The sequence below is a fragment of the Herbiconiux sp. L3-i23 genome (genome assembly GCF_023734115.1).
Taxonomy (GTDB): domain Bacteria; phylum Actinomycetota; class Actinomycetes; order Actinomycetales; family Microbacteriaceae; genus Naasia.
The window spans coordinates 1,190,691-1,215,842 of sequence record NZ_AP025737.1; the positions used below are offsets into that span (position 1 = coordinate 1,190,691).

General features: G+C 71.2%; 24 protein-coding genes. 15 read left to right on the top strand and 9 right to left on the bottom strand.

The genetic code is table 11. The features are described from left to right. Positions 1-54 precede the first annotated feature (54 nt). The 6 genes from NGH83_RS05635 (at position 55) to NGH83_RS05660 (ending at position 10,644) form a co-directional block, all read left to right on the top strand. Positions 55-1,158, top strand: coding sequence for an acyl-CoA desaturase (locus NGH83_RS05635; RefSeq protein ID WP_251858082.1), 1,104 nt, complete (start codon positions 55-57; stop codon positions 1,156-1,158). A gap of 205 nt (positions 1,159-1,363) precedes the next feature. Further along, entirely contained in the window at positions 1,364-3,175 is a 1,812-nt protein-coding gene (locus NGH83_RS05640) for an Hsp70 family protein (protein ID WP_251858083.1), read from the top strand. 12 nt (positions 3,176-3,187) lie between these two features. Beyond that, on the top strand, positions 3,188-5,917 hold the full coding sequence (locus NGH83_RS05645) for a LuxR C-terminal-related transcriptional regulator (RefSeq protein WP_251858084.1): 2,730 nt from the start codon (positions 3,188-3,190) through the stop codon (positions 5,915-5,917). A 177-nt stretch (positions 5,918-6,094) separates the two neighbouring features. After that, positions 6,095-6,985, top strand: a complete 891-nt coding sequence (locus NGH83_RS05650) for an IniB N-terminal domain-containing protein (RefSeq protein ID WP_251858085.1) — start codon at positions 6,095-6,097, stop codon at positions 6,983-6,985. 120 nt (positions 6,986-7,105) lie between these two features. Next, positions 7,106-9,061 carry a dynamin family protein gene (locus NGH83_RS05655; protein WP_251858086.1) on the top strand — a complete coding sequence of 652 codons (1,956 nt, stop codon included), beginning with the start codon at positions 7,106-7,108 and terminating at the stop codon, positions 9,059-9,061. Beyond that, a complete protein-coding gene (locus NGH83_RS05660) occupies positions 9,058-10,644 on the top strand; it encodes a dynamin family protein (RefSeq protein WP_251858087.1) in 1,587 nt (528 codons plus the stop codon). The genes NGH83_RS05655 and NGH83_RS05660 overlap by 4 nt, the downstream gene beginning before the upstream one ends. 523 nt (positions 10,645-11,167) lie before the next feature. Here NGH83_RS05660 and NGH83_RS05665 read toward each other — a convergent pair. The 3 genes from NGH83_RS05665 to NGH83_RS05670 are packed head-to-tail and all read right to left on the bottom strand — an operon-like array spanning position 11,168 to position 13,178. Beyond that, a complete protein-coding gene (locus tag NGH83_RS05665; protein WP_251858088.1) occupies positions 11,168-11,839 on the bottom strand; it encodes an endonuclease/exonuclease/phosphatase family protein in 672 nt (223 codons plus the stop codon). Beyond that, the gene (locus NGH83_RS15325; protein WP_371872763.1) at positions 11,836-12,129 is read right to left on the bottom strand and encodes a pentapeptide repeat-containing protein; all 294 of its coding nucleotides are present in this window, start codon (positions 12,127-12,129) and stop codon (positions 11,836-11,838) included. Before NGH83_RS15325 ends, NGH83_RS05665 begins: the two co-directional genes overlap by 4 nt. Next, positions 12,057-13,178: an AI-2E family transporter gene (locus tag NGH83_RS05670; protein WP_251858089.1), complete on the bottom strand. Its 1,122-nt coding sequence runs from the start codon at positions 13,176-13,178 to the stop codon at positions 12,057-12,059. The genes NGH83_RS15325 and NGH83_RS05670 overlap by 73 nt, the downstream gene beginning before the upstream one ends. Positions 13,179-13,343: 165 nt before the next feature. Here NGH83_RS05670 and NGH83_RS05675 point away from each other — a divergent pair, with 165 nt between their 5' ends. The 4 genes from NGH83_RS05675 (at position 13,344) to NGH83_RS05690 (ending at position 15,855) form a co-directional block, all read left to right on the top strand. Beyond that, positions 13,344-13,484: a hypothetical protein gene (locus NGH83_RS05675; RefSeq protein ID WP_251858090.1), complete on the top strand. Its 141-nt coding sequence runs from the start codon at positions 13,344-13,346 to the stop codon at positions 13,482-13,484. Between the two features lie 159 nt (positions 13,485-13,643). Next, on the top strand, positions 13,644-14,579 hold the full coding sequence (cysK, locus tag NGH83_RS05680) for a cysteine synthase A (protein ID WP_251858091.1): 936 nt from the start codon (positions 13,644-13,646) through the stop codon (positions 14,577-14,579). Between the two features lie 87 nt (positions 14,580-14,666). Continuing rightward, the gene (epsC, locus tag NGH83_RS05685; RefSeq protein ID WP_371872765.1) at positions 14,667-15,218 is read left to right on the top strand and encodes a serine O-acetyltransferase EpsC; all 552 of its coding nucleotides are present in this window, start codon (positions 14,667-14,669) and stop codon (positions 15,216-15,218) included. A gap of 136 nt (positions 15,219-15,354) precedes the next feature. After that, positions 15,355-15,855, top strand: coding sequence for a hypothetical protein (locus tag NGH83_RS05690; protein ID WP_251858093.1), 501 nt, complete (start codon positions 15,355-15,357; stop codon positions 15,853-15,855). 25 nt (positions 15,856-15,880) lie between these two features. Here NGH83_RS05690 and NGH83_RS05695 read toward each other — a convergent pair whose 3' ends face one another. From NGH83_RS05695 to NGH83_RS05710, 4 genes are all read right to left on the bottom strand, one after another. Further along, positions 15,881-16,468, bottom strand: coding sequence for a DUF1992 domain-containing protein (locus tag NGH83_RS05695; protein ID WP_251858094.1), 588 nt, complete (start codon positions 16,466-16,468; stop codon positions 15,881-15,883). 70 nt (positions 16,469-16,538) lie between these two features. Next, complete coding sequence (locus NGH83_RS05700; protein ID WP_251858095.1) at positions 16,539-17,171, bottom strand: histidine phosphatase family protein; 633 nt, start codon at positions 17,169-17,171, stop codon at positions 16,539-16,541. A gap of 14 nt (positions 17,172-17,185) precedes the next feature. Further along, positions 17,186-17,626, bottom strand: a complete 441-nt coding sequence (locus NGH83_RS05705) for a nitroreductase family deazaflavin-dependent oxidoreductase (RefSeq protein WP_251858096.1) — start codon at positions 17,624-17,626, stop codon at positions 17,186-17,188. A gap of 65 nt (positions 17,627-17,691) precedes the next feature. Continuing rightward, positions 17,692-17,976, bottom strand: a complete 285-nt coding sequence (locus NGH83_RS05710) for a GNAT family N-acetyltransferase (RefSeq protein WP_251858097.1) — start codon at positions 17,974-17,976, stop codon at positions 17,692-17,694. A gap of 98 nt (positions 17,977-18,074) precedes the next feature. Between NGH83_RS05710 and NGH83_RS05715 the strand changes: the two genes are divergently transcribed. The 3 genes from NGH83_RS05715 to ybaK are packed head-to-tail and all read left to right on the top strand — an operon-like array spanning position 18,075 to position 21,095. Further along, positions 18,075-18,851, top strand: coding sequence for a glucosamine-6-phosphate deaminase (locus NGH83_RS05715; RefSeq protein WP_251858098.1), 777 nt, complete (start codon positions 18,075-18,077; stop codon positions 18,849-18,851). Positions 18,852-18,889: 38 nt separating this feature from the next. Beyond that, the gene (locus tag NGH83_RS05720; protein ID WP_251858099.1) at positions 18,890-20,599 is read left to right on the top strand and encodes a long-chain-fatty-acid--CoA ligase; all 1,710 of its coding nucleotides are present in this window, start codon (positions 18,890-18,892) and stop codon (positions 20,597-20,599) included. 4 nt (positions 20,600-20,603) lie between these two features. Further along, complete coding sequence (ybaK, locus tag NGH83_RS05725; RefSeq protein ID WP_251858100.1) at positions 20,604-21,095, top strand: Cys-tRNA(Pro) deacylase; 492 nt, start codon at positions 20,604-20,606, stop codon at positions 21,093-21,095. A gap of 231 nt (positions 21,096-21,326) precedes the next feature. Here ybaK and NGH83_RS05730 read toward each other — a convergent pair whose 3' ends face one another. Further along, positions 21,327-22,319, bottom strand: a complete 993-nt coding sequence (locus NGH83_RS05730) for an FKBP-type peptidyl-prolyl cis-trans isomerase (RefSeq protein ID WP_251858101.1) — start codon at positions 22,317-22,319, stop codon at positions 21,327-21,329. A gap of 204 nt (positions 22,320-22,523) precedes the next feature. Here NGH83_RS05730 and NGH83_RS05735 point away from each other — a divergent pair, with 204 nt between their 5' ends. Together NGH83_RS05735 and NGH83_RS05740 are read left to right on the top strand one after the other, a co-directional pair. Further along, positions 22,524-22,727, top strand: a complete 204-nt coding sequence (locus NGH83_RS05735; protein ID WP_251858102.1) for a cold-shock protein — start codon at positions 22,524-22,526, stop codon at positions 22,725-22,727. A gap of 174 nt (positions 22,728-22,901) precedes the next feature. Continuing rightward, positions 22,902-24,305, top strand: coding sequence for a flavin monoamine oxidase family protein (locus NGH83_RS05740; protein ID WP_251858103.1), 1,404 nt, complete (start codon positions 22,902-22,904; stop codon positions 24,303-24,305). Here NGH83_RS05740 and NGH83_RS05745 read toward each other — a convergent pair. Beyond that, positions 24,268-25,017: a Pr6Pr family membrane protein gene (locus NGH83_RS05745; protein WP_251858104.1), complete on the bottom strand. Its 750-nt coding sequence runs from the start codon at positions 25,015-25,017 to the stop codon at positions 24,268-24,270. The two genes, NGH83_RS05740 and NGH83_RS05745, sit on opposite strands and share 38 nt — an antisense overlap. Between the last annotated feature and the right edge of the window lie 135 nt (positions 25,018-25,152).

The following is a 25,152-nucleotide window of genomic DNA, read 5'->3' on the forward strand; positions in this document are numbered from 1 at the left end:
GAACGGCTCCGGAGGGGGACGCCGCCTCGGAGCCCCTTACGTACCGTCGGAACCATGACGACCACTGTCGGTGAATTCCGCACCACACGGCCGAGGCGGGCCCCCGCGGGCGGCGCCCAGAAGGCGCACGCGAGCGACTACACAGAGCTCGCCCGGCGGGTGAAGGCGGCGGGGCTGCTCGAGCGCCGTCCCGTCTGGTACGCCCTACGGGTCGGAGTGCTCGCCGCCCTCTACGCGATCGGCTTCGCCCTCCTGTTCACCCTCGGGCAGACATGGTGGCAGCTGCTCGTCGCCGCCTACTTCTCGATCGTGTTCACCCAGACCGCCTTCCTCGCCCACGACAGCGCGCACCGGCAGATGTTCGAGTCGGGCAAGCGCAACGAGTGGTTCTCGCGCATCATCGGCAACCTGTTCGTCGGTCTCAGCTACGGGTGGTGGATGAACAAGCATTCGCGGCACCACGCCAACCCCAACAAGGTCGGCAAGGACGGCGACATCAAGCCGGGAGCGATCGCGTTCACGACCGAGGACGTCGTCGTCCGCACCGGCTGGAAGCGCGTACTCACCTCGAAGCAGGGCTACTACTTCCTCCCGATCCTCCTGCTCGCCGGAATCGACCTGCATGTCTCCGCGGTCAAGTCGGTCGCGGGCGCCGAGCCGGTCAAGCACCGCGCGGTCGAAGCGGTGCTGCTCGCGATCCGTCTCATCGGCTTCCCCGTCCTCGTGTTCCTCGCGCTCGGGCCGGTGCTCGGCGTCGCGTTCATGCTCGTGCAGCTGTTCGCGTTCGGGCTCTACATGGGCGGCAGCTTCGCCCCGAACCACAAGGGGATGCCGATCATCGCCGCCGACCAGGAGGTCGACTACCTGCGGCGACAGGTCCTCACCTCGCGCAACATCAGCGGCCGCTTCGGAGTGGCGACGGGAATGGGGGGACTCAACTACCAGATCGAGCACCACCTCTTCCCGAACATGCCGAGCATCAACCTGCGCAAGGCACGCCCCATGGTCATCGAGTACTGCGCCGAGCTCGGAGTCCCGTACACCGAAACGACCTTGGTCGGGTCGTACCGGATCGTGGTGAGGTATCTGCACCGCGTCGGCATCGGTCACGCTGACCCCTTCGAGTGCCCCGCCGCCGCGTACTACCGGACCGCGTAGCGGCACTCCGTCGGCGTCGTCCCGCCGGAGGACGCCTCGGCTCTGGCGCGCCCACGGATGGAAGGCCCGGCGTCGCACCGCCGGGGCCGTTGCATACCCCCTGATCTCCTACTCCACGCCCCCGCGGCGGTCAAGCCCTGGGGGCCGATTGTGGACGGTGTTAGCGTCACCTCACGGTCGAGATGGATCGCCTGGTAGGAGTGCAATGCCGTACGTGCTGGGAATCGACGTCGGCGACGAGACGTCCGCGTCGGTCATCGAATACTTCGACGGGAGCGAGGGCGCTCCCCATCGCGCGGACCTCACCGACGACGGAGTCGGCGTGCTTCCCGTTCCGCGCATCGACTCCGAGGGCGCCCTCGTTCTCACCGCCGCTGAACCTGCGGATCCCCCCACCCTGTCCCTCGCCGGGTTCCTCGCCCGCGTCGGCGATGCCGTCCCGATCGTCGCCGGCGGATTCCTGGTACGGCCCGAAGACATCGTCGCCGCCCTCGTCCGGATCTGCGTCGACCGGGTGACCGCCGAACGCGCCGAGGCGCCTGCGGCGATCGCGGTGACCCGTCCGGCGGTATGGGGCGCCTACCGCGCGTCGCTCGTACGCTCGGCGCTCGACGCAGTGGACCTTCCGGACGCCCTGCTCATCGACAGTGCGCGGGCCAGTGCCGTCGCCGCCGACCGCTCGGGTGCCACCACGGCGCCGTCCGTCGTGGTCGTCGATCTCGGCGTCTCCGCCCTCGAGGTGTCGCTGTTCGCATCACCGAGCCGCTCCGGGGACGCAGCCGAGTCGAGCGTCGGTGGCGCGATCCGCCGCGTCGAACACCGCGACCGGGGCGTCGCGGCCTTCGACCGTGCACTGGTCGCACACGTCGTCGAGGGAGTCGGCCTCCTCGACCCCCTCGACCCCGACCTCCGGGCGCCGCTCGAGGAGCTGCGACGCCGCTGCGCCATCGCGCGCGCCCAGCTCGACGTCGACGGCGAGAGCACCGTCGAACTCGTCGTCGGAGGCCACCGCGAGCGAGTGCGCATCGTGCGGGCCGAGTTCGAAGAGCTCATCGAGTCAGAGGTGGCGGAGATCTGCGAGATCGTCGCGCCCTTCCTCGACGACGCCCCCGACACGGTGCCGGTGCTCCTCGCCGGCAGCGGCGCCGGGATCCCGCTCATCGCCGAGATGCTTTCCGCACGCTTCGACAGGACGATCATCGTCGCCGACGACCCCCTCGGTTACGCATCGAGCGGTGCCGCTCTCGCAGCGACCGAGCGGCAGTCTCCGACGGGCGCCCCGTCGACCGGCGATCGGGTGCACGACCTGCTGCCGGTGCGCACCGTACGCACCGCCCGACTCGACGCGGTACTCGGCGCGATCGCCTCCGACGCCTCCGACACGGTGCGGACCCGGCGCCTCCGAGTGGTGCGGATCGGCTCGAGCGTCGCCGCGGCGGTCGCCGTCACCGCAGGAGCCGCCGTCGTACTCGCCCTGGCCGCGACGCCGGGGGAGCGTGCCGACGGGATCTCGGACGCGTCGCCGCTCAGCGATCGGCAGCTGGAGACCCTCGTCGCCGCCGCGAACGACGGCACCGCCCCCCTCGCTGACCTGCTCGCCCCGCCGGAGGGCGACGAGGCGGCACCGCCGACCGCGGCCGAGCCGACCCCCGGAGCGCGGCTCACCCCGGGAACGAAATCGACCCCGGCGCCGAGCCCGAAGTCCTCGTCGAAGAGTTCGGACGCCTCCACCGACGGGTCGAGGCCCGCCGCGCCGCCGCCGACGACGACGGACCAGACGCCCGCACCGCAGCCGACCACCGAACCCTCGTCCGACCCGCCGCCGGATCCGGTGCCGTCGGACACACCGCCCACCGAACCACCACCATCCGAGCCGGATCCCACCCCCACGAACGAACCGGCCCCCGATCCGAGCCCCGCCCCCGCCCCCGAACCCGCACCCGAAGAACCGCCGGCCACCGACCCTGCTCCTCCCGAACAGGTCGCCGCCTCCGGAGCCGCTCCGGGTAGCGCCTGAAGGTCTCCGCCGATGGATGCGACCTCGCCGAGGGCGCAGTACCACAGTCGTCCCCTCGCCCGCGCCGCGAGGGAGTTCCTCGATCAGATCTCCGCAGTCCCGGGCGCTCGCATCGTCGTCGCAATCACCGGCGCCCGTGGCTCGGGCAAGAGCGCGTTGCTCGACGCGGTGCGCGACGAGCTGTCCGCCCATCGCACGTCGGCGAGCGCTCCGCAGGGCGACGCCCCGGCCGCGGAGGACGAGGTCGTCCTCGTCGACGACGCGCACCTGCTCGCCGAGTCGCGCATCCGAGCCCTCCGCGATCTCGTCGACGGGGGCACCGCGAGCGTCATCGTCGCCTACCCCCCGTTCCGCCGCTCGCCGGCCCTGCACGAGCTGTCCGTGGCTCTCGAACGCCACCGGCCCCCGATCGCCCTCGGTCCCCTCGACCGCAACGAGATCGCGGCGGTGCTGGGCGTGCACGGCGCCGCCCCGTCGATCGGACTCGTGGAGGCGGTCGAGTACCAGACCGCCGGGATGCCGTGGCTCGTCACCCGGCTCGCCCGGCAGCTCGGCACCCACCCGGCCGTCTCCGATCTGAGCAGGGCCGCCGCCGCGGTCGTCGAGAGGCTCACCGTCGAGCTCGGCGCGCTCGACCCCACCCTCCGAGACCTGCTCGTCGCGCTTGCGGTGGGGTTCGACTCGGCCGGCTGGATACCGCCGGGGGAGGAGGATCGGCGCCGCCTCGACGCGCACATCGCCGACGCCCGCGACGCCGGCCTGCTCGACCCCCACGGCACGGTCGTGCCCATCGTGCGCCGGGCCATCCTGCAGAGCACGCCCGCCTACCGCATTCGGGCCTTGCACGGGGCCCTCGTCGACGCGATCACCCGCACGGGAGACCTCGATCCCGACGTGGCACGAGAGCTCGCGAAGAGCCGGCTGCACGACGCCCGCGTCGAAGCGGTGCTCGTCGCCGCCGCCGACGCGGCGCTCGACCGCGACCCGGCCGTCGCCGCGGGGTATTACGACGCCGCCGTGCAGGCGGGCAGCGACCCGATCGCCCTCGCCGCACGCCGCGCACGTGCCGCCCTCTGCGCGGGCGACGTGGCGCTCGCCTCCCGCTACGTCGACGAGCACCTCGCGCAGGCGGATGCCGACGCGGCGGCGGTCGCCGACGTCTCCGCCGCCCTGTGGGCCCACCGTGGTTTGCTCGAGCGCGCCGCGGCGAGCTACCGGTTCATCGGCGGGTCTTCGGATGCCCTTTCGAGCGCTCTCGCCGCCGTCACCATGCTGGCGGTGGGCGACGTGGACGGCGCAGAGCGCCTCTTCGCCGCGCTCCCGACCGTGGCGCCTCCGACTCTCGCCGGAGCGTCGATCGCGCTGATGGCGCGAGGGGTGCGGGAGTCGCTCGCGGGACAGGGGCCCGCCGCGCTCGGGTCGCTGGTGCGTGCCGCCGACGCGATGAGCGGCTCGAGGACCTTGATGCCGATGCCCGAGTCGCCCGCCGCGCTCTGCGCGATCACGGCCCTGCACCTCGGCGACCTCGACACGGCGGCGGCGGTGCTCGACACGGCGCTCGACACCCGGCACTGCGGAGCCGCCATGACGGCGCGGCACAGCCTGCTCCGCGCCTGGGTCTGGATGCAGAACGACCGCCCCGACCTCGCGTCCCGCCTGGCCGAGGACGTCGCCGCCCGTGGTCCGCTGCTCGGACGCGACCAGTTCACGCTCGCCGCCCTGCGGGTGGCGGTCGCCCGTCGTGCGGACGATCTGCCCGGCCTCGTCGCCTCGTGGCGGCAGGCCCGCAACGTCCTGCTGCACGTGCCGGTCGACCTGTTCGGCCTGCTCCCGCTCGGCGAACTGATGATCGCCGCGGCACGCCTGCACGATCGCGCCCGAGCGCAGGCCGCGGCGGCGGAAGGGTGGCAGCTGCTCGAACGGCTCGGCTCGCCGCCCCTCTGGAGCGCCGCGATGCACTGGGCGGAGGTGCAGGCCGCGATCCTCGCCGAACGCCCCGCCGACCTCGCCCATCACGGCGGCGCCCTCACCGCCATGGCCGATGCCAACCCGCTCGCCGCGGCGTGCGCGACGGCGGCGCGCACCTGGGCCGACGTCCTCACCGAGTCGATCGACACCCGGGCGGTCATCATCGCCGCCAAGGGACTCGCCGCGGTCGGGCGGACCTGGGACGGCTCCCGGCTCGCCGGTCACGCCGCCGCGCACGTCGACGACCGCAAGGAGATGGCGCGCCTGCTGGCCTGCGCCCGCGACATGCATCCGGGCAGCGGGCTCGCCCACCCCATCACCGAGCCCGTGCCCGCGGTCGGGGTCGACTCGGGCAGAGCCGCCGACGACGTGCAGCTGAGCGCACGGGAGCGGGAGGTCGCCGCCCTCTTCGTCGAAGGCAGGAGCTACCGCGAGATCGGCGAGGCCATGTTCATCTCGCCGCGCACCGTCGAACACCACATGGCCCGCATCCGCGGCCGCATCGAAGCCTCCACCCGGTCGGAGCTCGTCGCCCGACTGCGTCGCCTGCTGGGCGAACGCGGCCCTGACGGGAGTGGCGTCGGGCGCGGACTCGGTGGATCCGCCGTCGACGGCGACGGTCGCGGCCCGCATCGAGCCGGCCCCCACGGAGCAGCCCCGAACGGATCCGGCATGGACGAGCGGAGCGCGGGCGGTGACGGGGTGCGTCTGCTCGGCGGTCCGGCGCGCGACGGTTCGGTTCCGCAGGGCGGGTCACAGGGGGTTCGGCGATGAGATCCGCCCGACGACCGGGGGCCGGCGTAGGGGGACCGCCCCACCCCGTGCGGGCCCGATAGGGGGACCACCGCCGATGTGCGTCCCGCCGGCGGCGACGAGGCTCGACAGCACCCGATCGCGTTGGACCCGCCACCCGATCACAACGAACACCCGAACCCGAAGGAAATGCCCATCATGACCATCGCAACGACCCTGCTCGACTTCCTCCTCAGCCTCTTCCGCGACCCCGAGGCCGCCGAGGAATTCGCCGCCGACCCCGAGGCGGCGCTCGCGAGCGCAGGTCTGTCGGACGTGTGCGGCGACGACGTCGACGCCATCATGCCCGTCCTGCTCGACTACGGCCCCGTCGCCGTCGGCAACCGTTCCTACGAGACCGGCGGCAACCCCCAGGCCGTCGGTGGCAACCACTGGGACCCGGACGACGACCACGGACACGCGGTGCAGCAGCTCACCCACCTGGTGAACAACTATTCGTACACCTCGCTCGACGACCGCGACACGGTGCTCGACCAGTCGGTCAACCAGAACATCTGGGCCAACGGCGACGTCACCCAGCTGTTCGACCAGGAGGCGAACATCGCATCCGGCGACCGCGCCGTCGTCGCCACCGACGACGCCCGCGTCGACAACTCGGACGACCACTCGGTCGACATCGACGACTCGTTCAACGACGAGTCGGATCACTCGATCAACGACTCGTACAACGACAACTCCGACAACTCGGTCGACGTCTCCGACTCGTTCAACGACAACTCCGACAACTCGGACAACTCCGACAACTCGGTGAACGACTCGTACAACGACAACTCGGACAACTCGACCGAGGACAACGACCTCATCGTCAAGGACAACGAGGTCAACGTCGGCAACGAGGACAACTCGGAGGACAACGACGTCATCGTCAAGGACAACGAGCTCGACTTCTCCGAGGACAACGACGTGATCGTCAAGGACAACGAGCTGAACGTCGGCAACGAGGACAACGACGACTTCACCTACGTCGACGAGCCCATCGTCGTCGTGCTCGACGAGCCCGTCCTCGAGGAGCCCGCACCGGTCATGTGATCCTGAGGCGTCGCGCCTCACCCCGAGAGAACCCGACCCCGTCGCGCTCCGCGCCGACGGGGTCGGGCCCACGTCTTCAGCACGTCGGACCCACCCCACCCGATCCCCGAGGAGCACCCCTTGCCCGACCCCACGACCCTCATCGACGAAGCGATCCGACTCACCGACGCCGAAGGCCGCCCCGACCTGCGACGCCGACTCGAACAGGCGAAGGAGCGCTCGAAGGCCCGAAGCATCCGGGTGATGGTCGTCGGTGAATCCGGACAGGGCAAGAGCCAGCTGATCAACGCGCTCGTCGGCGCACCGGTCTGCCCGGTCGACGACGACGTCGCGACCGCGGTGACCACGGTCGTCAGCTACGGGGAGACTCCCTCCGCGGTTCTCGTCCGGCAGTCGGGCGACGTCTCGGCGAGCGCGGAGCCGCCGCTCGAGCGCCGGCCCATCGGCCTCGACGAGCTCGCCCAGCACGTCTCGGCACGCGCGAATCCCGGCAACCGCAGCGGTCTCGTCGCCGCCGAGGTGGCGATTCCGCGGGCCATCCTCGCGGGCGGACTCTCCCTCGTCGACTCGCCCGGAGTCGGCGGGCTCGAGTCGGCTCACTCGCTCGCGACCATGACCGCGTTGCCGACGGCCGACGCCGTCATCCTCGTCTCCGACGCGTCGCAGGAGTTCACCGAACCCGAGATGCAGTTCCTGCGACAGGCGCTGCGCGTGTGCCCCAACGTCGCCTGCGTGCTGTCGAAGACCGACATCTACCCGAGCTGGCGCACCATCGCCGACCTCGACCGACGGCACCTCGCCGAGCTCGGGCGCGACATCCCCGTCTTCGCCGTGTCGTCGCAGCTCCGCCTCGACGCCGCCCGCGACGCGGACCCCGTGCTGAACACCGAATCCGGCTTCCCCGCCCTCGTCGGCTACCTGCGCGGCGAGGTGCTCGGCCAGGTCGAGCGGCTGCACCGGCGCTCGCTCGAGCACGACCTGCGCGCCGTCGCCGACCACCTGACCCTCGCGCTGCAGAGCGAACTCAGCGCCCTCGTCGACCCGGCCGCCACCCCCGCCGTCGTCGCCGAGCTCGCGAACGCGAAGGAGCGCGCCGACGATCTCCGCAAGCGGTCGGCGCAGTGGCAGGTGACCCTGTCCGACGGCATCGCCGACCTCATGTCCGACATCGAACACGACCTCCGCGACCGGATGCGGGCGATCCAGCGCGAGGCCGACGCCGCGATCGACGCCGGCGACCCCGGCCCCCTGTGGGAGTCGCTCGTCGATTGGCTCGAGACCCGCATCACGACCGCGGTCTCCGAGACCTTCATCTGGTCCGACGAGCGCGCCCGCTGGCTGGCCGGGCAGGTGGCGGAGCATTTCGGCGAGGAGGAGGTGCGTCTGCCGGCGGTGCACGTCGGCTCGGGCGACGGGGCGCTCGACGCCGTCGAACTGGTGCCCGAATTGGACCGTGGACGGGTGAGCAGTCTCCAGAAGGTGCTCATCGGCATGCGCGGCTCGTACGGCGGCATCCTGATGATCGGTCTCGTCACCGGCATCGTGGGACTCAGTCTCATCAACCCGTTCTCCATCGCCGCCGGTCTGCTGATCGGCGGCAAGGCGTACCGCGACGACAAGGACGCTCGACTGAAGAAGCGGCAGTCGGAGGCGAAGATGCTCGTGCACAAGCAGATCGACGAGGTGCTCTTCCAGGTCGGCAAGGAGCTGAAGGACCGGCTCCGACTCGTGCAACGCACCACCCGCGACCACTTCAGCGAGATCGCGGGGGAGCTGCACCGTTCCCTGGGCGACTCGCTTCTCGCCTCGCAGAAGGCGGCCTCGCTGTTCAACGCCGAACGCGAGCAGCGGACCGGGGAGATCCGCAAGCAGCTCGCCCGCATCGGCGCCCTGACGAAGGCGGTGACCGACGGGTCGCCGCCCGCCCGAGCGGCGTCCACCAGAACAGCGCCCACCAGAACAGCGTCCACCCGAACAGCACCGCCTCGCACAGCGCCCACCGGAACAGCGCCGCCCCGCACATCGCCGACACCGGCCGCGCCGACGGTGCCGCAGAGCGCGATGAGCGCCTCGTGACCGTCGCGTCCGACACCGTCGTCGCCCTGCTGAGGGAGGTACGACAGTGCTACGGCGACGAGGAGGAGGCGGCGCGCGCCGTCGACGCCCTCATCGAACGGCATCGGTCCCCGTTGCGGGTCGCACTCACGGGCATGGTGAAGGCGGGCAAGTCGACCCTCCTCAACGCGATCGTCGGTGAGGAGATCGCGCCCACCGACGCGGCCGAATGCACACGCCTCATCACTTGGTACGTCTACGGCGCGACGAGGCGCATCTTCGTGCACCTGCGCGACGGCTCTGTGCACCGCCTCGCGGTGGTGCGCACCCGCGGGCGGCTCGACATCCGGCTCGGCGGTTTCGACGCCGACAGCATCGAGCGGATCGTCGTCGAGTGGCCCGCCACCGCGCTGCGCGGCATGACTCTCATCGACACTCCCGGCTTCGCCTCGCTCTCACCGGACGTCGTCGCCCGTTCGCGGCGCTTCCTGCTGCCTGAATCGGGGCCCTCCGAGGCCGACGCGGTGCTCTACCTGCTGCGCCACCTGCACGGCGTCGACCTCGACCTGCTCACCGCGTTCCGACGGGGAGCCGACGAACCCCGGTCGGCGGTCAGCGCGATCGCCGTGCTCTCCCGCGCCGACGAGATCGGCGCCGGGCGGCTCGACGCGCTGCTCTCCGCGCGCAACGTGGCCCAGCGTTACCGCGAGGAGGGCAGCCTGCAGGAACTGACCCTCGGCATCCTGCCCGTCGCAGGCCTGCTCGCGCAGAGCGCGACGACGCTCCGCCAGGCGGAGTTCCAGGCCCTGCAGAGCCTCGCGGACATGGATCGCCGCGCCCGTGACAGGGTCCTCCGCTCGGCGGACCTGTTCGTCTCGAGCGACGAGGTCCCGGTGCCCGCACCGACGCGGGCCCTTCTGCTCGACCGGCTCGGCATGTTCGGAATCAAGCTCGCGCTCGTGCTGCTGCGCAACGGCACCCCCGACGCCACCGCGTTGTCGGCCGAACTCACGAGGCGCAGCGGACTCGACGAGCTCGTCCGGTGGATCGACGAGCTGTTCGCGGACCGCGCCGAGACGCTCAAGATCAGGGCCATCACGAGCGGGGTCCGCGCGGTGCTCGAGGCCCGCCCCGTCGCCGACCGCGAAGCGATCGACGCCCTCCTCGAGCAACTCGACGTCGCCGTCCACGAGAGCACCGAGCTGCACCTCATCTCGGTGGCGAGAACCGTCGGCTTCACCTTTCCGCGCCGCCTCGCTGCCGAGGCGGAGCGGATCCTCGGCGGCCACGGCACCGACGAGCGCCGACGTCTCGCGCTCACCGACGACGCCGACGACGCCGAGATCCTCGCGGCGGCGGTCGACGCTCACCGCCGCTGGCGTGCCGTGCAGACCCACCCGATGACCTCACCCGACGAGACGCAGGTCGCCGCCGCTGTCGCGCGCAGCTGCGAGGCGATCATCCTCGCCCACAGTTCCGCTCACCGGGTGTGGCGGGGCGCCGCGGTGACCCCGCGCAGCCAGTCGCCGCTCGCCGGCGTCGCGCCGACCACGGCTCCCGCCGCCGCGAGCACCAGCCCGGCGATGAGCAGCGCGCGCAGATAGAGGCCGTACGGCCCCAGGGCGATGAAAGCGTCGGCGAGCACCCACACGCCGGCCTGCAGCAGCAGCGAGACGAACAGCAGCGGGCGGAACACCCCGTGCTTGCGAAGCAGGCCGCGCAGCATCAGCGCCTGCACCAGTGCGACCACCCCGATCGCGATGAGCCCCGCGGTGAGCACGATCATCGCGACCGAATCGAGTGTCTCCTCGGCCCTGTCCGGCGCGAGCTCGGCGAGGAACGCCGCGAGCTCGCTGTAGATGCGGTCGCGCGCGAGGAAGGCGACGGTGATGGCCGTGCCCGCGGCGACGAAGCTCGCGATCCACAGCCCGCGCAGAGCCCGGATCACCGTCGTGGGCCGCAGCGGAGCGAGATCGGGTGGCGCCACCCACCCGCCGGTCGCCGGACGCGGAGGACGCGGTGGCGAGTCGGGGGAGCGCCCACCGTCGTCGGTCATACGGCACTCTAACCCCGGCCACGCACGGGGCGACGAGTCCTCCGGGCGCACGTCCAGCCGCGCGCGCCGGGTCAGTCGGTCAGGTGCGCTTCGAGACTGATCGCGCGGTGATCCGACGCGCCCGCCGGCAGCACGTCGACACGGTCGATGCGGTACCCGGTCGAGGTCACGAAGTCGAAGTACCCGGTGAAGATCTTGTAGCGCAGATACGTCTTCTCGGTGGTGCGCGTCAACCGGTAGCCCTCGGCGTCGAGCCGACGCTCGAGCCCCTTGATGAACCAGGGGTAGTTGAAGTCGCCGACCATCAGGGCGGGGATTCCCGGCGCGAGGCCGCGCATGCCCTCGTGCGCGGCGGCGATCTGCTTGCGACGCAGCGAATTCGACGCGGTCAACGGGGCGGCGTGGAACGACCCCACGATGACCTCCCGCTCGCGCTGACGGTCGTAGAGGTGAGCGGCGAGCAGACGCTCGTTCGCCGGCGCCAGCACCCGGTCGTGCAACGACTTGTGCACGGCCAGCAGCTTCGTCGCGCGCACCTCGAACCGCGACTCCCGAACGTAGACGGCGAGGCCCAGACGGTTGTTGCGGGTCGCGTCCGCGAGCACCAGGTGACCGAGCGTGTCGGGCAGCTCCGCGGTCGTGACCTCCTGCAGGCACAGGACGTCGACCTCGTGCCGCTCGCTGATCGCGGCGAGCTCACCGACCGCCGCGTTCTTACGCAGGTTGTAGCTGACGACCCTCACGCGAAACCCCTCGCTCCACCATGCCCGACCGCGTGTCCCATACCCCTCGCGCCCGAACCCGACAGGACCGAACCCGACAGGACCGAACCCGACAGGACCGAACCCGACAGGACCGAACCCGACAGGACCGAACCCGACAGGACCGGACCCGACAGGACCGAACCCGACAGGACCGAACCCGACAGGACAGTATGCCCCGACTGGAGGGCATGCCCGTTCACGCGGCGGATGCCTCGTCGACCGCCGGTGGCGACGCCGGTGGCGAGGCCTCCGGCTCGGGCGTGTTCCACGCCTTGATGATCGCCCAGCCGACCGCGGCGATCGGCACCGAGATCGCCGCCCCGACGATGCCGCCGAGGATCGTTCCGATCGTCAGAGCCACGAGGACCACGAGGGGGTGCAGCTTCAGCGACTGGCCCTGGACGATGGGCTGCAGGAAGTTGCCCTCGATCTGGTTCACCGCGATGACGATGATCGTGACGATGATGGCGGCGGTGAGACCGTTCGTGAACAGTGCCACCAGCGCGGCGAGCACGCCCGCCGCCACCGCACCGATCAGCGGGATGAACGCGCCGAAGAACACGATGACGGCGAGCGGCAGCGCGAGCGGGACTCCGATGATCGCGAGGCCGGCGCCGATGCCGACGGCGTCGACGAAGGCGATGAACGCCGTCCCTCGCACGTACCCGCCGAGGGTCTTCACCCCGACGTGGCCGATGCGGACGCCGCGCTCGCGTCGCGCGCCGCGGAACGGGCGGAGGAGGAACGCCCAGATGCGGTCCCCGTCCTTCAGGAAGAAGAACAGCACCACGATGAACAGCACGAATCCGGTGACGAAGTTCGTGAACGCGGAGACCCCCGCCAGGGCGCCGGTACCGAACTGCGAGCTCGTGACGAAGTTCTGGACCTGTGGGAGCACCGCCTCCCAGTCGATCTGCTCGAGAGGGAGGCCGAGGCCGACGAGGTAGTCGTGCAGGTCGTTGTAGCCCTGAACGGCCGCGTCGACGAGGGAGTCCCACTGACCGCGCACCGCGAAGACGATCGCCGTGACGATCCCGCCGAAGATCACGATCGAACCGATCAGCACGATCCACGTCGCGAGGATCGGGGCGAGCCCCCGGCGGCGCAGCCACATGATCACGGGCGCGAGAGCGGCGGCCACGATCGTCGCGATGAGCACCGGGATCACGACGAGCTTCACCTGGATCAGGGCGAAGACCACGACGGTGCCGACGGCGATGAGGATGAGGGCCTGAAGCGCCCGAGTGCTCCAGCGACCGAAATGATCGGTCCACAGCGCGCCGAGGCGGCCGCGCGTGCTCTCCGGGGAGTTGTCCATGCGCTCACCATACGGAGCGGATGCTGAAAGGAGCACAGAAGAAGGCGAAAGCCCGGCATGGGCGGATGTGGAACGGCGAGCGCTCAGCTGTCTCATGGCATTCCCCCGGAAGACAGGCGGAATCCGTTAACGCGGCCGACAAGTGCGGTTCTTACCCTCGAAGGCATGGACGACGACGCCGCCTCCAACCGATGCCCGCAGTGCGATCGAGAGCTCGAAGTGCTCCCGGTCGCGTCCGATCACCACCTCGCCATGGAGGTGAGCTGCCCCGAGCACGGCGCCGTCGCGGTGCTCGAGCCGTTCTGATCGGCGGGCACCAGGCCGTCGACGACCGCCCACCCAGGCCCTCGGAACGCGACGTAATGTGACAGCCGGTTTCCGCGAGCCCTCCAATAAGCTTCTGCCCGTTCGACTCCTGCCCGATCCGTGGCACTCTCCGTCACCCGCAGCAGTAAGGCATACCGCATGGCCCGCATCCACTCGTCCATCACCGAGGCGTTCGGCCGCACGCCGCTCGTCAAGCTGAACCGCGTCACCGACGGCTCCGCCGCGACCGTGCTCGCGAAGCTCGAGTTCTACAACCCGTCCTCGTCCGTGAAGGACCGCCTCGGCATCGCCATCGTCGACGCCGCCGAGAAGTCCGGTGCGCTGACGCCCGGCGGCACCATCGTCGAGGGCACGAGCGGCAACACCGGCATCGCGCTCGCGATGGTCGGCGCCGCGCGCGGCTACAAGGTGATCCTCACGATGCCCGAGTCGATGAGCATCGAGCGGCGCAAGCTGCTGCGCGCCTACGGCGCCGAGCTCGTCCTCACCCCGCCGTCCGAGGGCATGAAGGGCGCCGTGAGCCGCGCCGCCGAGATCGCCGAGTCGACGCCGGGAGCGGTGCTCGCCCGCCAGTTCGAGAACGAGGCGAACCCGGCCATCCACCGCGCCACGACCGGGCCGGAGATCTGGGAGGACACCGACGGCACCGTCGACATCTTCGTCGCGGGCGTCGGCACCGGTGGCACCATCACCGGCGCGGGGCAGTACCTCAAGGAGCAGAAGTCCGACCTGAAGGTCGTGGCGGTCGAGCCCGAGGAGTCGCCGATCCTCAACGGCGGGCAGCCGGGCCCCCACAAGATCCAGGGCATCGGAGCGAACTTCGTCCCCGACGTGCTCGACCGCGAGGTCTACGACGAGGTCATCGACGTGAACATCGCGACCTCGGTCGAGGTCGCGCGTCGCCTCGCGACCGAGGAGGGCATCCTCGCCGGCATCTCGTCCGGCGCGACGGTCCATGCCGCCCTCGAGCTCGCGAAGCGACCCGAGAACGCGGGCAAGACCATCGTCGTGATCGTCGCGAGCTACGGCGAGCGGTACCTTTCGACCGTGCTCTACGAGGACCTCGACGTCTGATCCGACGGAAGTCCCCTCGACGGTCGATCCGCGGCGTCAGCAGTGCGCCGCGGATCGGCCGCACCCGACAGTAGGTACGCTCGCACAGTGTCAGTCCGCGAAGACATCGCCGAGGCGCGCCGTCGCGACCCCGCGGCGCGCGGCCCGTTCGAGGTGTGGCTGACCTACTCGGGACTGCACGCCATCTGGTGGTACCGGTTCGCTCACCGACTGTGGCGGGCCGAGCTGCGCTTCCTCGCCCGCGTCGTGTCGCAGCTCGCACGGTTCTTCACCGGCATCGAGATCCACCCGGGTGCGACGATCGGCCGCCGGTTCTTCATCGACCACGGCATGGGCGTCGTCATCGGCGAGACCGCGGAGGTCGGCGACGACGTGATGCTGTACCACGGAGTGACCCTCGGCGGCACTTCGGCCGAGCACGTGAAGCGCCACCCCACGGTCGGTGACCGGGTCGTCATCGGCGCGGGGGCCACACTGCTCGGTCCGATCACGATCGGCGCGGACAGCGTCGTCGGCGCGGGCGCGGTCGTTCTGGTCGACGCGCCCGAACACTCGCTGCTCGTCGGAGTGCCGGCGAAGCCGCGCCCGCAGCGTCGCGACTACAGCCACGACTTCTGGCAGGACGACTGGCAGATCTGACCCGCGGGTCGGGCCGAAGATCGGCTCGCTCGGGTGGTGCGGCACTATCTGGGGACGGCACTGACCGGGGACGGCACTGTCCGGGACGGCGCTGACCAGGGAGGGCGCTGTCGGTGGTGCGGTGCAGGGTCACATCATGTACACCGTCGAACCCGTCGAAGAAGTCCTGCCATCCATCGTCGAGATCCTCGACTCGTGGTTCGCCAGCCGGGCGCGCCGAGTGACGGGGAGACGTCGCGAGCGGGTCGAGTCGGTGGCGGCACGGTTGCGGCGGTGCGTCGAAACGGAGTCGGACCGGGTCGCGACGGCGGGCGAGAAGGTTCTGATCGCCGCCGAGCGTCAGTTCGAGCCGGACGGCGCGGTCGCCCGTGCACTGGACTGCAGCGCTCTTCCGGAGTTCCTGCTGGTGTTCGTCGAGGACGCGTGGCTGCCGGTCGATGTCCAGGACCGTCGAGTGCAGATCTCGGAGCTGTCCGCGTTGAACAAGAAGATGGCACGGCGGGAGTACATCGACGTCTACTGGTCGTCGTGCCCGGTGATCACGCTCGAGAGCGCCCTGGTCCGTCTCCGCAACGGGCAGCCGGCGTGGGCTCACACGCATCCGAGCGGTGAGTCGCACCACCACTGCGGCCCCTGACGGGCGCCACGGTCTGGCGCGACGGTCAGGTGCGCCGGCTGCCGCCCCGGCCGGGGATCAACCGCCTGAGCCGGCCGGTCCGGCGCTGCGTGGTCGCCCTCTTCTCGTCATCGACACGGAGACGTTCCGCCTCGGCGCGAGCGTGTCGACGCTCACGCCACCGCAGGAGCTCCGTCTCGACGTCGCGGGTCGGCGTCACCACCGGCGGGCCGCCCAGCAGTTGGCGGCGGGCCTCGACGACGCGTGAGTTGAAGTCGTCGAGCACCTCGCGCACTCCCTGCTCTGATCCGATCGCGTCGAGCCGGTCATCGAGTTCGGCGTGCTCGACGCGGAGGGTGAGAGCGGGAGGGCCCAGACCGGTGAGCCGTTCCCGTTCGATCTTGCGCCGCATCCACCAGTCGGGGTCGTGCGTCGGACCGAGGTCGCGGATCGGCTTGCCCGCTCCCGGGAGTCCGGTGAAGTCGCCGCGGCGCTCGGCCTGCTGGATCGCGATCTCGACGTACGCCGCGCGCTGCTCCGCCGTCGGCGCCGGGGCCTCGGAGCCGTCCTGTTCGGCATCCGGCTCCTGTCCGAGCTTGTACCGCTCGGCGCGCAGACGCGGATTCTCGCTCACCTGCCACCTCCGAGCGGCCAGGCTACGCCGCCCCGCTGGACGGATGTCCCCGGTCGCCTCGCGTCGGAGATCAGCGGGGAGCGACCATGTTCCATTCGACGACCACCGGGGTGCCGTGCTCGTGCCCGAGGGCGCTCACCGCACCGGTGCCGAGGTAGAGCCGCTCGGCGGCGACCGGGAGATCGAGCCACACTGACGCGAAGATCCGCAGGAAGTGAGCGTGGGCGAAGATCAGCGCGTCGTCGCCGCGCTCGAGCACCGGCGCGAGTCGGGCGAGCACCCGACCGGCGCGATGGCGGACGTCGTCGATGGTCTCGCCGGGAGTCTCCGCGCCGTGGATGACGCCGTCGGTCCAGATGCTCCACGAGCCGCCGAGGCGCTCCGCGATCTCGGGCGTCGTGAGCCCCTCGTAGCCGCCGTAGTCCCATTCGACGAGGTCGGGGTCGACGACGGCGTCGGGGTAGCCGGCGAGCGCGGCGGTGTCGCGGGCACGGCTCAGCGGCGAGGTGAGGACCGCGCCGAAACGCCTCCCGCCGAGGATCACGCCCGCCATCTCGGCCTGATGGCGGCCGTTCTCGGTGAGGGGGATGTCCGACAGGCCGGTGTGACGACCCGTGCGGCTCCACTCGGTCTCGCCGTGGCGCGCGAGCACGATGTGGGGGCGCGTGCTCTCACCGAGGACGAGGGGCGACGGATCCGACATGGTGCGGCGCGTCCTCAGTCCTCGACGGGAGTGAGCACGAACACCGGGATCTGGCGCTCGGTGCGCTTGGTGTAGTCGTCGTACGCGGGCCAGGCGGCGGTCGCGCGCTCCCACCAGAGTGCGCGCTCGTCGCCGGAGAGTTCACGGGCGGTGTAGTCGCGCTTCACCGGGCCGTCCTGCAGCTCGACGAGAGGGTTCGCGACGAGGTTGTGGTACCACGTGGGGTGCTTCGGGTCGCCGCCCTTCGACGCGACCACGGCGTACTCGCCGGCGTGTTCGACCCGCATCAGCGGCGTCTTGCGCAGCTTCCCGCTCTTCGCTCCCAGCGAGGTGAGCACGATGATCGGCTTGCCCTGCAGCAGGGCGCCCTCCGATCCGTTCGTCGCCTCGAACAGTTCGACCTGCTCGCGCGCCCAGTCGGCGGTGCTCGGTGCGTACTCGCCGGTCAGCGGCATGGGTGGCCTCCTGGAGGTCGGTGCGGTGGGAAGGAAGGAAGTGCGAAGACGAGGACGTGACCCGGTCAGCGGGTCAGGAGGTTCGCTCGCTCGGGGTGCTTGTCGAACCACTCGCCGACGTACCAGCACATCGGGCGCACCCGCAGTTCGGTCGTCGTCTCGACGTCGTCGATGGCGAAGTCGACGAGCTTGCCCGCGTACCCCTTGCCGCGATGCGGCGGCGGGGTGAAAGTGTGCGTGAAGGAGATCTCGGTGGGGCTCAGCGCGTAGTCGAGGGCGCTCACCAGATCGCCGCCGACGCGGGCCGTGTACCGGTGAGCGTCGCGTTCGTGCAGGAACTCAAGATCCACGAGCGCGATTCTATGCCGCTGTACTGCTGATCCGGCTGGGCGGTTCCGGGGACCCCGGGACGACGGCGTGACGTCCGATGGTGAGGTTGGATGGTTGCGTGCGGGACGACGTGGATGCGGTGGAGACGGGTGGGCGGCGCGGAATCCGCGTGATCGTCGATCCGGACACCGCCGGAGCATCCGCTGCCGTCGTGCGCGACTTCGTGCGCGCGGAACCCCGCGGTGTTCTGGGGCTCGCCACCGGCTCGTCGCCGCTCGGCCTCTACCGGGTGCTCGGCGAGCTGACTGAAGCGGGGGAGTTCGACGCGTCCGGGCTGCGCTACGTCGCGCTCGACGAGTACCTCGGGCTGCCGGCGGGCAGCGCGCAGAGCTACCGGTCGGTGCTCGAGCGGGAGGCGCTCGAGCCGCTTCGAAGCGACCCGGCGAGGCTCGCGATGCCCGACCCGTCGGCTCCCGACCCGGCCGAGGAGGCGGCGCGGTACGACAGGAGCATCGCGGCGACGGGCGGTGTCGGCCTGCAGATCCTCGGCATCGGACGCAACGGCCACATCGGCTTCAACGAGCCGCCGTCGCCCTTCGACGGCCGCACCCGCGTCGTGGACCTCGCCGAGAGCACCCGCAGGGACAACTCCCGGTTCTTCGACTCCGTCGACGAGGTTCCGCGGCGGGCGGTGACTCAGGGGATCGGCACCATCCTCGAGGCGAAGCGGCTGCTGCTCGTCGCGCGGGGCAGCGCCAAAGCCGACGCGGTCGCGGCCGCCCTCGAAGGGCCGATCGGCGAGGCGATGCCGGCTTCGGCCCTCCGGCTGCACCCCGACGTCACCGTCGTCCTCGACCCCGAGGCGGCCGCGCTGCTCGCGGTGCACGGCAGCTGATCGGATCCGCCACAGGCGGCCCGCGTAGCATCGGGCTCGTGACCGATCGCACCGCCGACCCGCTCGCCTCCCGCCCCTGGCTCGCCGCCTACGCGGAGGCAGTGCCCGACGAGATCGAGGTGCCCGACACCTCGCTTCCGGAGATGCTCGAACAGTCCGTCCGCCGCCACCGCAAGCGGATCGCGCTCGAGTTCTTCGGCGCCGAGACCAGCTACGAGGACCTCGGCGATCAGATCTCGCGCGTCGCCGGTGGACTCCGGAAGCTCGGGGTGCGAGCGGGGGACCGGGTCGCGCTCGTGCTGCCGAACGCGCCGCAGCACGTGGTCGCCTTCTACGCCGTCCTCCGGCTCGGCGCGATCGTCGTCGAACACAACCCGCTCTACACCACACGCGAACTCCGCCATCAGTTCGAGGACCACGGCGCCCGTTTCGCCATCGTGTGGGACAAGGTCGCCGACACCGTCGCCGGATTCCCCGAGGATGTGCGCCCCGAGCGAATCGTGAGCGTCGACCTCACCCGTGCTCTGCCGTTCGGAACCCGCTTCGCTCTGCGCCTGCCCGTGAAGAAGGCGCGCGACTCCCGTGCAGCGCTGACCGCCAAGCCCAAGGCGAAGCACCTGCTCGAGTGGGGCGAGCTGGTCGCCGCGAAGCGCCTGCCGCGCCGCCATCCGCTTCCCGCGGTCACCGACACCGCGGTGCTGCAGTACACGAGCGGCACCACCGGCAGCCCGAAGGGCGTCATCCTCAGCCACCGCAACCTGCACGCCAACGCCGTGCAGGGGCGAGCGTGGGTGCCGGGCCTCGAGGTCGGCCGCGAGGTCTTCTACGGGGTGCTGCCGTTCTTCCACGCCTACGGCATGACGCTCTGCCTCACCTTCGCGATGAGCATCGGCGCGCGGCTCGTGCTCTTCCCGAAGTTCGACCTCGACCTGGTGCTGACGGCGGCGAAGAAGTCGCCGCCCACCTTCCTTCCCGCCGTGCCGCCGATCTACGACCAGCTGGCCCGCGCCGCCGGTCGTCGCGGGATCGACCTGTCGAGCGTCCGCTTCGCCATCTCGGGGGCGATGAACCTCCCGGTCCTCACCGTCACGCGGTGGGAGGAGGCGACCGGCGGGCTCCTCGTCGAGGGATACGGCATGACCGAGAGCTCGCCCGTCGCGCTCGGCAACCCGATCGGGCCGTCGCGCCGGCCCGGGACGGTGGGGGTCCCGTTCCCGAGCACCGAGATCCGCGTCGTCGACCCCGACGAGCCGTCGAAGGATGTCGAGCTCGGCGAACCCGGTGAGCTGCTGCTGCGCGGGCCGCAGGTGTTCGAGGGCTACTGGAAGCGCCCGGCCGAGACGGCCGAGACCCTGCTCGACGGCGGTTGGCTGCGCACCGGCGACATCGTCACGGTCGCGGCCGACGGCTTCGTCACGATCGTCGACCGGCGCAAGGAGCTCATCATCACCGGCGGGTTCAACGTGTCGCCGTCGGAGGTCGAGACCGTGCTGCTCGCGCATCCCGACGTCGAGGCCGCGGCCGCCGTCGGTCTGCCCCGGCCGGGAGGCGGCGAGGACGTCGCGGCCGCGATCGTGCTTCGTGCGGGTGCGACGCCGGACACGGCGGGCGTCCGCGAGTTCGCGCGGAAGCACCTCGCCGCGTACAAGGTGCCGAAGCACATCGTGGTGCGCGACGAGCTGCCCCGTTCGCTGATCGGCAAGGTGCTGCGCCGCCAGGTGCGCGAGCAGCTCATCGCCGAACGCTGAGCCGATGTCGAAGCGGGCTGCGGGCGGGGGAGCAACCCCGGCGACCGTCGCGCTCGAGCGCGCCGGGGTCGAGTACCGCACGCATTCGTACGAGCACGATCCGGCGCACCCGAGCTACGGGCTCGAGGCCGCCGAGGCGCTCGGTGTCGATCCGGCGCGGGTGTTCAAGACGCTGGTGGTCTCGGCCGACGGCAGGCTCGCGGTCGGCATCGTGCCGGTGTCGGCGAGCCTCGACCTGAGGGCGATGGCCGCGGCGCTCGGCGCGAAGCGGGTGGGGCTCGCCGACCAGCGCGACGCGGAGCGCAAGACGGGCTACGTCGCGGGAGGCATCAGTCCGATCGGCCAGAAGACGGCATTGCCGACGGTCCTCGACGAGAGCGCGCTGGCGTGGCCGACCATCCACGTCTCGGGCGGCCGCCGCGGCTTCGAACTCGAACTGACCCCCGCGGCCTTGCAAACCGCGACGTCCGCGACAACCGCCCCCCTCTCCCGCTAGATCCGATATTGCGGGCATAGACGCACATTCCGGCGCGGCGTGTCGCCCGGAACGTGCGTTCTCGCGGTCACCCCGAGGCCCGCGCGGACGGGGCAGGGTGTCAGCATCGCGCAGTGCGCACTCGGGACTCGAGTCGATCAGCGGGCTGAGCCGCCGCGAGTGCGAGCGAATCCGCACGTTCCGGGCTCGTGCGCCCGCCGGAACGTGCGGATGTGCCCGCAATATCGGATCTCAGTAGGCGGCGAGGATGTCGATGACGAAGACGAGCGGGCTGTTCGCCGGGATGCTGCCGCTCTCCTGGTCGCCGTAGGCGAGGTCGGCGGGGATCACGGCGATGACCTGCGAGCCGATGGTCTGACCGGCGATCGCCTGCGCGAAGCCGGGAACGACCCCCGACAGCGCGAACTGGGCGGGCTCGCCGCGCGACCAGCTCGAGTCGAACTCGGTGCCGTCCGCGAGCAGGACGCCCTTGTACTGGACGATGACCTGCGCGTCGTCCGGCACGACCTCGCCGTCGCCCTTCTTCAGCACGGCGACCTGCAGCTCGGTCGGGGTCGCGACGCCGTCGACGTCGACGGTCGGCTCGCCGTCGTCCGCGAGCGTCACCGTCGGGAAGCCCTCGGTCGCGGGCTGGTCCTCGCCGTCGGCGGCCTGCGGGACGCTGTCGACCGTCGGCACGATGTCGAGCACGTCGATGACGGCGACGAGTCCCTCGCCGGCGCCGACACCGAAGTCCTCGCTGCCCGCCTCGCCGAAGCCCTCGGCGGCGGGGATGTAGGAGGCGACGCGGCTGCCCTCGTTCACGCAGCCGAGCGTCTTCGCGATGCCCGCGATGAACTGAGTCGTGTCGGCGGCGAACACCGCCTGGGTCTCGCCGTCGGCGTAGCCGTACTGGTCGATCTCGTCACCGGTGGCCGCGTTGAACAGGGTGAACGCGACGCGCGCCTGGCCGCCCGCCTCGAGCGTGTCGCCGTCGCCCTCGATGACGACGGTGCGCTCGGTCTCGTCGCCCTCGAGCCCGGCGTCGAACTCGACCTCGGGTGCGGCGCCGAAGTCGCCGGTGACGCTGATCGCCTCGGACGCGTCGCCCGACGGGGTGGCGCAGACGTCGACGGAGGCCGCGTCGGAGGACGCCGCGGGCTCGGGCGCGTCGCCCGAGCAGCCGGCGAGAGCGGCCACGAGACCGACCGCGGGGAGGAGGGCGAGCAAAGCACGAGTGCGCACGAGGGGACTTTCCGGTGAACGAACAAAAACTCGCTCACCATACGTCACGTACCTAGCTGTATCGTTAGGCGCAGCAGTTGTGTTGAGGGTAGTGGGTCTGTGGGGCGCCGCCGTGAGGTGATCGTTTCTTGGAACGCGAAGTCAGCGTGACACCGCCCCGCGGCCTTCGCGGTGCGAAACCCAAGAAATGAAAGAGAAAACGCTATGCCTACTGGCGTCGTGAAATGGTTCAACTCCGAAAAGGGCTTCGGCTTCATCGCTCCCGATGACCAGGGTCCCGACCTGTTCGCCCACTACTCGGCCATCGCTTCGAGCGGCTTCCGCACGCTCGAGGAGAACCAGCGCGTCGAGTTCGAGGTGACCCCGGGCAACAAGGGCCCGCAGGCCTCGAACATCCGCCCCCTCTGATCTGACGCAGAGCCGGTCTGATTCAGACCTCGCCGTCCGTCTCCGACGGATGACGCACAGGAGCCCACGTAGTCCTCGACGACTGCGTGGGCTCTTCACATTGCACCGGCACCGCGACGTGCCCCGCAGCGGCGCCGGTCCCGAGGTCGAGTCGCGGGATAGGGTGGGCGCAGGATGAGCCTCTCCCGTCGTACCTTCCTCGCCGGCGCCGCCACCGGGTTCACGACGCTGGTGCTCGCGGCGTGCACGCCGAGCAGGCCGACCCCGTCGCCGAGCACGACATCGCCCATCCTCCCGCCGAGCCCGGTGCCCGCTCCGCTCGCCGTCGTCCGCAGCGACTGGGCGGCGGACGAGTTCGCGCGCGGCTCGCACAGCTTCATCGCCGCGCACTCGTCGCCCGCCGACCGGGCGACGCTGCGCGAACCCCTGCAGGCGCGCCTCTACTTCGCGGGTGAGGCGACCTCCGACGAACTCCCCGCCTCGGTCGACGGCGCCGCGGCGTCGGGGATCCGGGCCGCCGCCGAAGTGCTCGCCGACGCCGCCGACGGGGAGAGGATCGCCGTCATCGGCGCCGGTGCGGCCGGCGCCGCCTCCGCCGCACGGCTGCGCGACTACGGCTTCCAGGTCACCGTCATCGAGGCCCGCGACCGCACCGGCGGCCGCATCGCCACGCGCGAGGACGAGGCGTGGCCGGTGCCGATCGAGCTCGGCGCGGGATGGGCGCCGGACAGCGGCTCCGCCGTGTCGCTGCGGCTCGCGAGCCTCGGCATCGGCACATCGGCGGTCGACGGCGACCCGCTGCTGCGTACCCCGGACGGCGTCGACGCCGGCGGCTCGAATGTCGGCGCGGATGCGATCGACTCGGCGGTCGGCTGGGCCGCCGGACGTCCCGACGACGGCACGCTCACCGAATCGCTCGAGGGCTCCGGTGCGGGCGACCTCGACGCCGGCGGCGAACCGCCCACGGCGCTCGAACGGCTGGACGCCGAGCTGCTCGAACAGGTCGGCATCGCCCGCGGTGCCGACGCCGACGCGATCTCGTCCTGGTACGGGTTCGCCGAACCCGCCGCCCCGCAGGCCGAACGGGTCACGGGCGGCTACGGACGCTACATCGACGACCAGTTGGAGGGCATCGACGTCTGGCTGTCGACCCCGGTCACCGCGGTGAGCTACGGCGACAACCGCGTCAGCATCCGGCTCGGCACGGGGGAATCGGTGAGCGTCGACCGCGTGGTGCTGACGGTGCCGCTCGGCGTGCTGAAGGGGCAGGGCATCACCTTCGAACCCGCTCTGCCGTTCGCGCGACGCGCCGCGATCGCCGACCTCGGCTTCGGTGCGACCGACACGGTCTGGGTCCACTTCGACGAGGCCTTCTGGGAGACCGACGCCGTCCGCTGGTCGCTGCTCGGCGGAGACGCGGCCATCACCGAATGGTTGAACCTCGAGCCGCTCACCGGTGAGGCGGTGCTCGTCGGCCTCGTCGACGAGGACCGGTCCGCCGCCCTCGCCGAACTCGACGAGACCGCGCTGGCCGCCGCCGTCAGTGCGAGTCTCGAGCCGTTCGCGCCGCTGCCCTGACCCGGCGACGCGAGCGGTGCGCCCGTCGGCGCAACCAGCCGGCTTTGAGCGCGGCACGCCGGTAGCCTCCGCCAGGGAGTTCACGCTGCCCGAGCGGCGCCACATGACTCGCGGCGATCAGGCACGACTCGACGAGCGCGAACAGCGCGAGGGCGGCGGCGCCGTAGACGATGAGCGTCAACGGGTAGCCGCTCTGCGCCGGGTCGAGGAAGAAGTACGGATACCAGCCGACGAACTCGCCGCGGATGATCGTCACGATGCCCCAGACGATCGGATAGCCGAGCGCCAGCGACAGCAGCCTCCAGCCGACCCGCTTGCGTCCCGGGGAGACGAGCCAGTCGACGAGCACGAAACCGGGCAGCACGAAGTGCAGGATCTGGTCGGACCACGGGACGTCGATGCGGTAACCGACCGACGGCGCCTGACTGACCAGCAGGGCGAAGACGATGCCGGCGACCAGCAGGAAGCAGGCGATCGCCGCCCGCGCCGCGGACAGCGTCGCCGATTCGTGGCGTCCCCTGAGGGCCGTGATGCCGGCGACCGCGGTGACGACGACCGCCGCCATGTTGCTCTGCACGGTGAGGTAGCCGAAGAAGTCGACCGAGACGAAGCTGCGGAAACTCAGCCCGTAGATGAAGCGGGCGATGAGGGCGACGACGCCGGTCGCCGCGGCGAGCAGGCGCACGGTGCCGATCGTGTACCGCAGCGCCATGATCCGAACGACGATACCGGGCGCGCCTGTCACGTCGGTCGCCGGCGTCGGTCGCGGGCGACCGGGCGGCAGGCGATGCGCGAGTGCTGACGATGGGGGAGAGTAGAGCGAGTCCACCCTCGAACCGCCGGAGGC

Excerpts from the sequence above, each read along its gene's own strand:
- ybaK (WP_251858100.1), top strand. The coding sequence starts at position 20,604 with ATGTCGAAGCGGGCTGCGGGCGGGGGAGCAACCCCGGCGACCGTCGCG.
- NGH83_RS05690 (WP_251858093.1), top strand. The coding sequence starts at position 15,355 with ATGTACACCGTCGAACCCGTCGAAGAAGTCCTGCCATCCATCGTCGAG.
- NGH83_RS05735 (WP_251858102.1), top strand. The coding sequence starts at position 22,524 with ATGCCTACTGGCGTCGTGAAATGGTTCAACTCCGAAAAGGGCTTCGGC.
- NGH83_RS05740 (WP_251858103.1), top strand. The coding sequence starts at position 22,902 with ATGAGCCTCTCCCGTCGTACCTTCCTCGCCGGCGCCGCCACCGGGTTC.
- NGH83_RS05745 (WP_251858104.1), bottom strand. The coding sequence starts at position 25,017 with ATGGCGCTGCGGTACACGATCGGCACCGTGCGCCTGCTCGCCGCGGCG.
- NGH83_RS05670 (WP_251858089.1), bottom strand. The coding sequence starts at position 13,178 with ATGGACAACTCCCCGGAGAGCACGCGCGGCCGCCTCGGCGCGCTGTGG.
- NGH83_RS05640 (WP_251858083.1), top strand. The coding sequence starts at position 1,364 with ATGCCGTACGTGCTGGGAATCGACGTCGGCGACGAGACGTCCGCGTCG.
- NGH83_RS05650 (WP_251858085.1), top strand. The coding sequence starts at position 6,095 with ATGACCATCGCAACGACCCTGCTCGACTTCCTCCTCAGCCTCTTCCGC.
- NGH83_RS05645 (WP_251858084.1), top strand. The coding sequence starts at position 3,188 with ATGGATGCGACCTCGCCGAGGGCGCAGTACCACAGTCGTCCCCTCGCC.
- NGH83_RS05635 (WP_251858082.1), top strand. The coding sequence starts at position 55 with ATGACGACCACTGTCGGTGAATTCCGCACCACACGGCCGAGGCGGGCC.
- cysK (WP_251858091.1), top strand. The coding sequence starts at position 13,644 with ATGGCCCGCATCCACTCGTCCATCACCGAGGCGTTCGGCCGCACGCCG.
- NGH83_RS05705 (WP_251858096.1), bottom strand. The coding sequence starts at position 17,626 with ATGCCGCTGACCGGCGAGTACGCACCGAGCACCGCCGACTGGGCGCGC.
- NGH83_RS05675 (WP_251858090.1), top strand. The coding sequence starts at position 13,344 with ATGGACGACGACGCCGCCTCCAACCGATGCCCGCAGTGCGATCGAGAG.
- NGH83_RS05700 (WP_251858095.1), bottom strand. The coding sequence starts at position 17,171 with ATGTCGGATCCGTCGCCCCTCGTCCTCGGTGAGAGCACGCGCCCCCAC.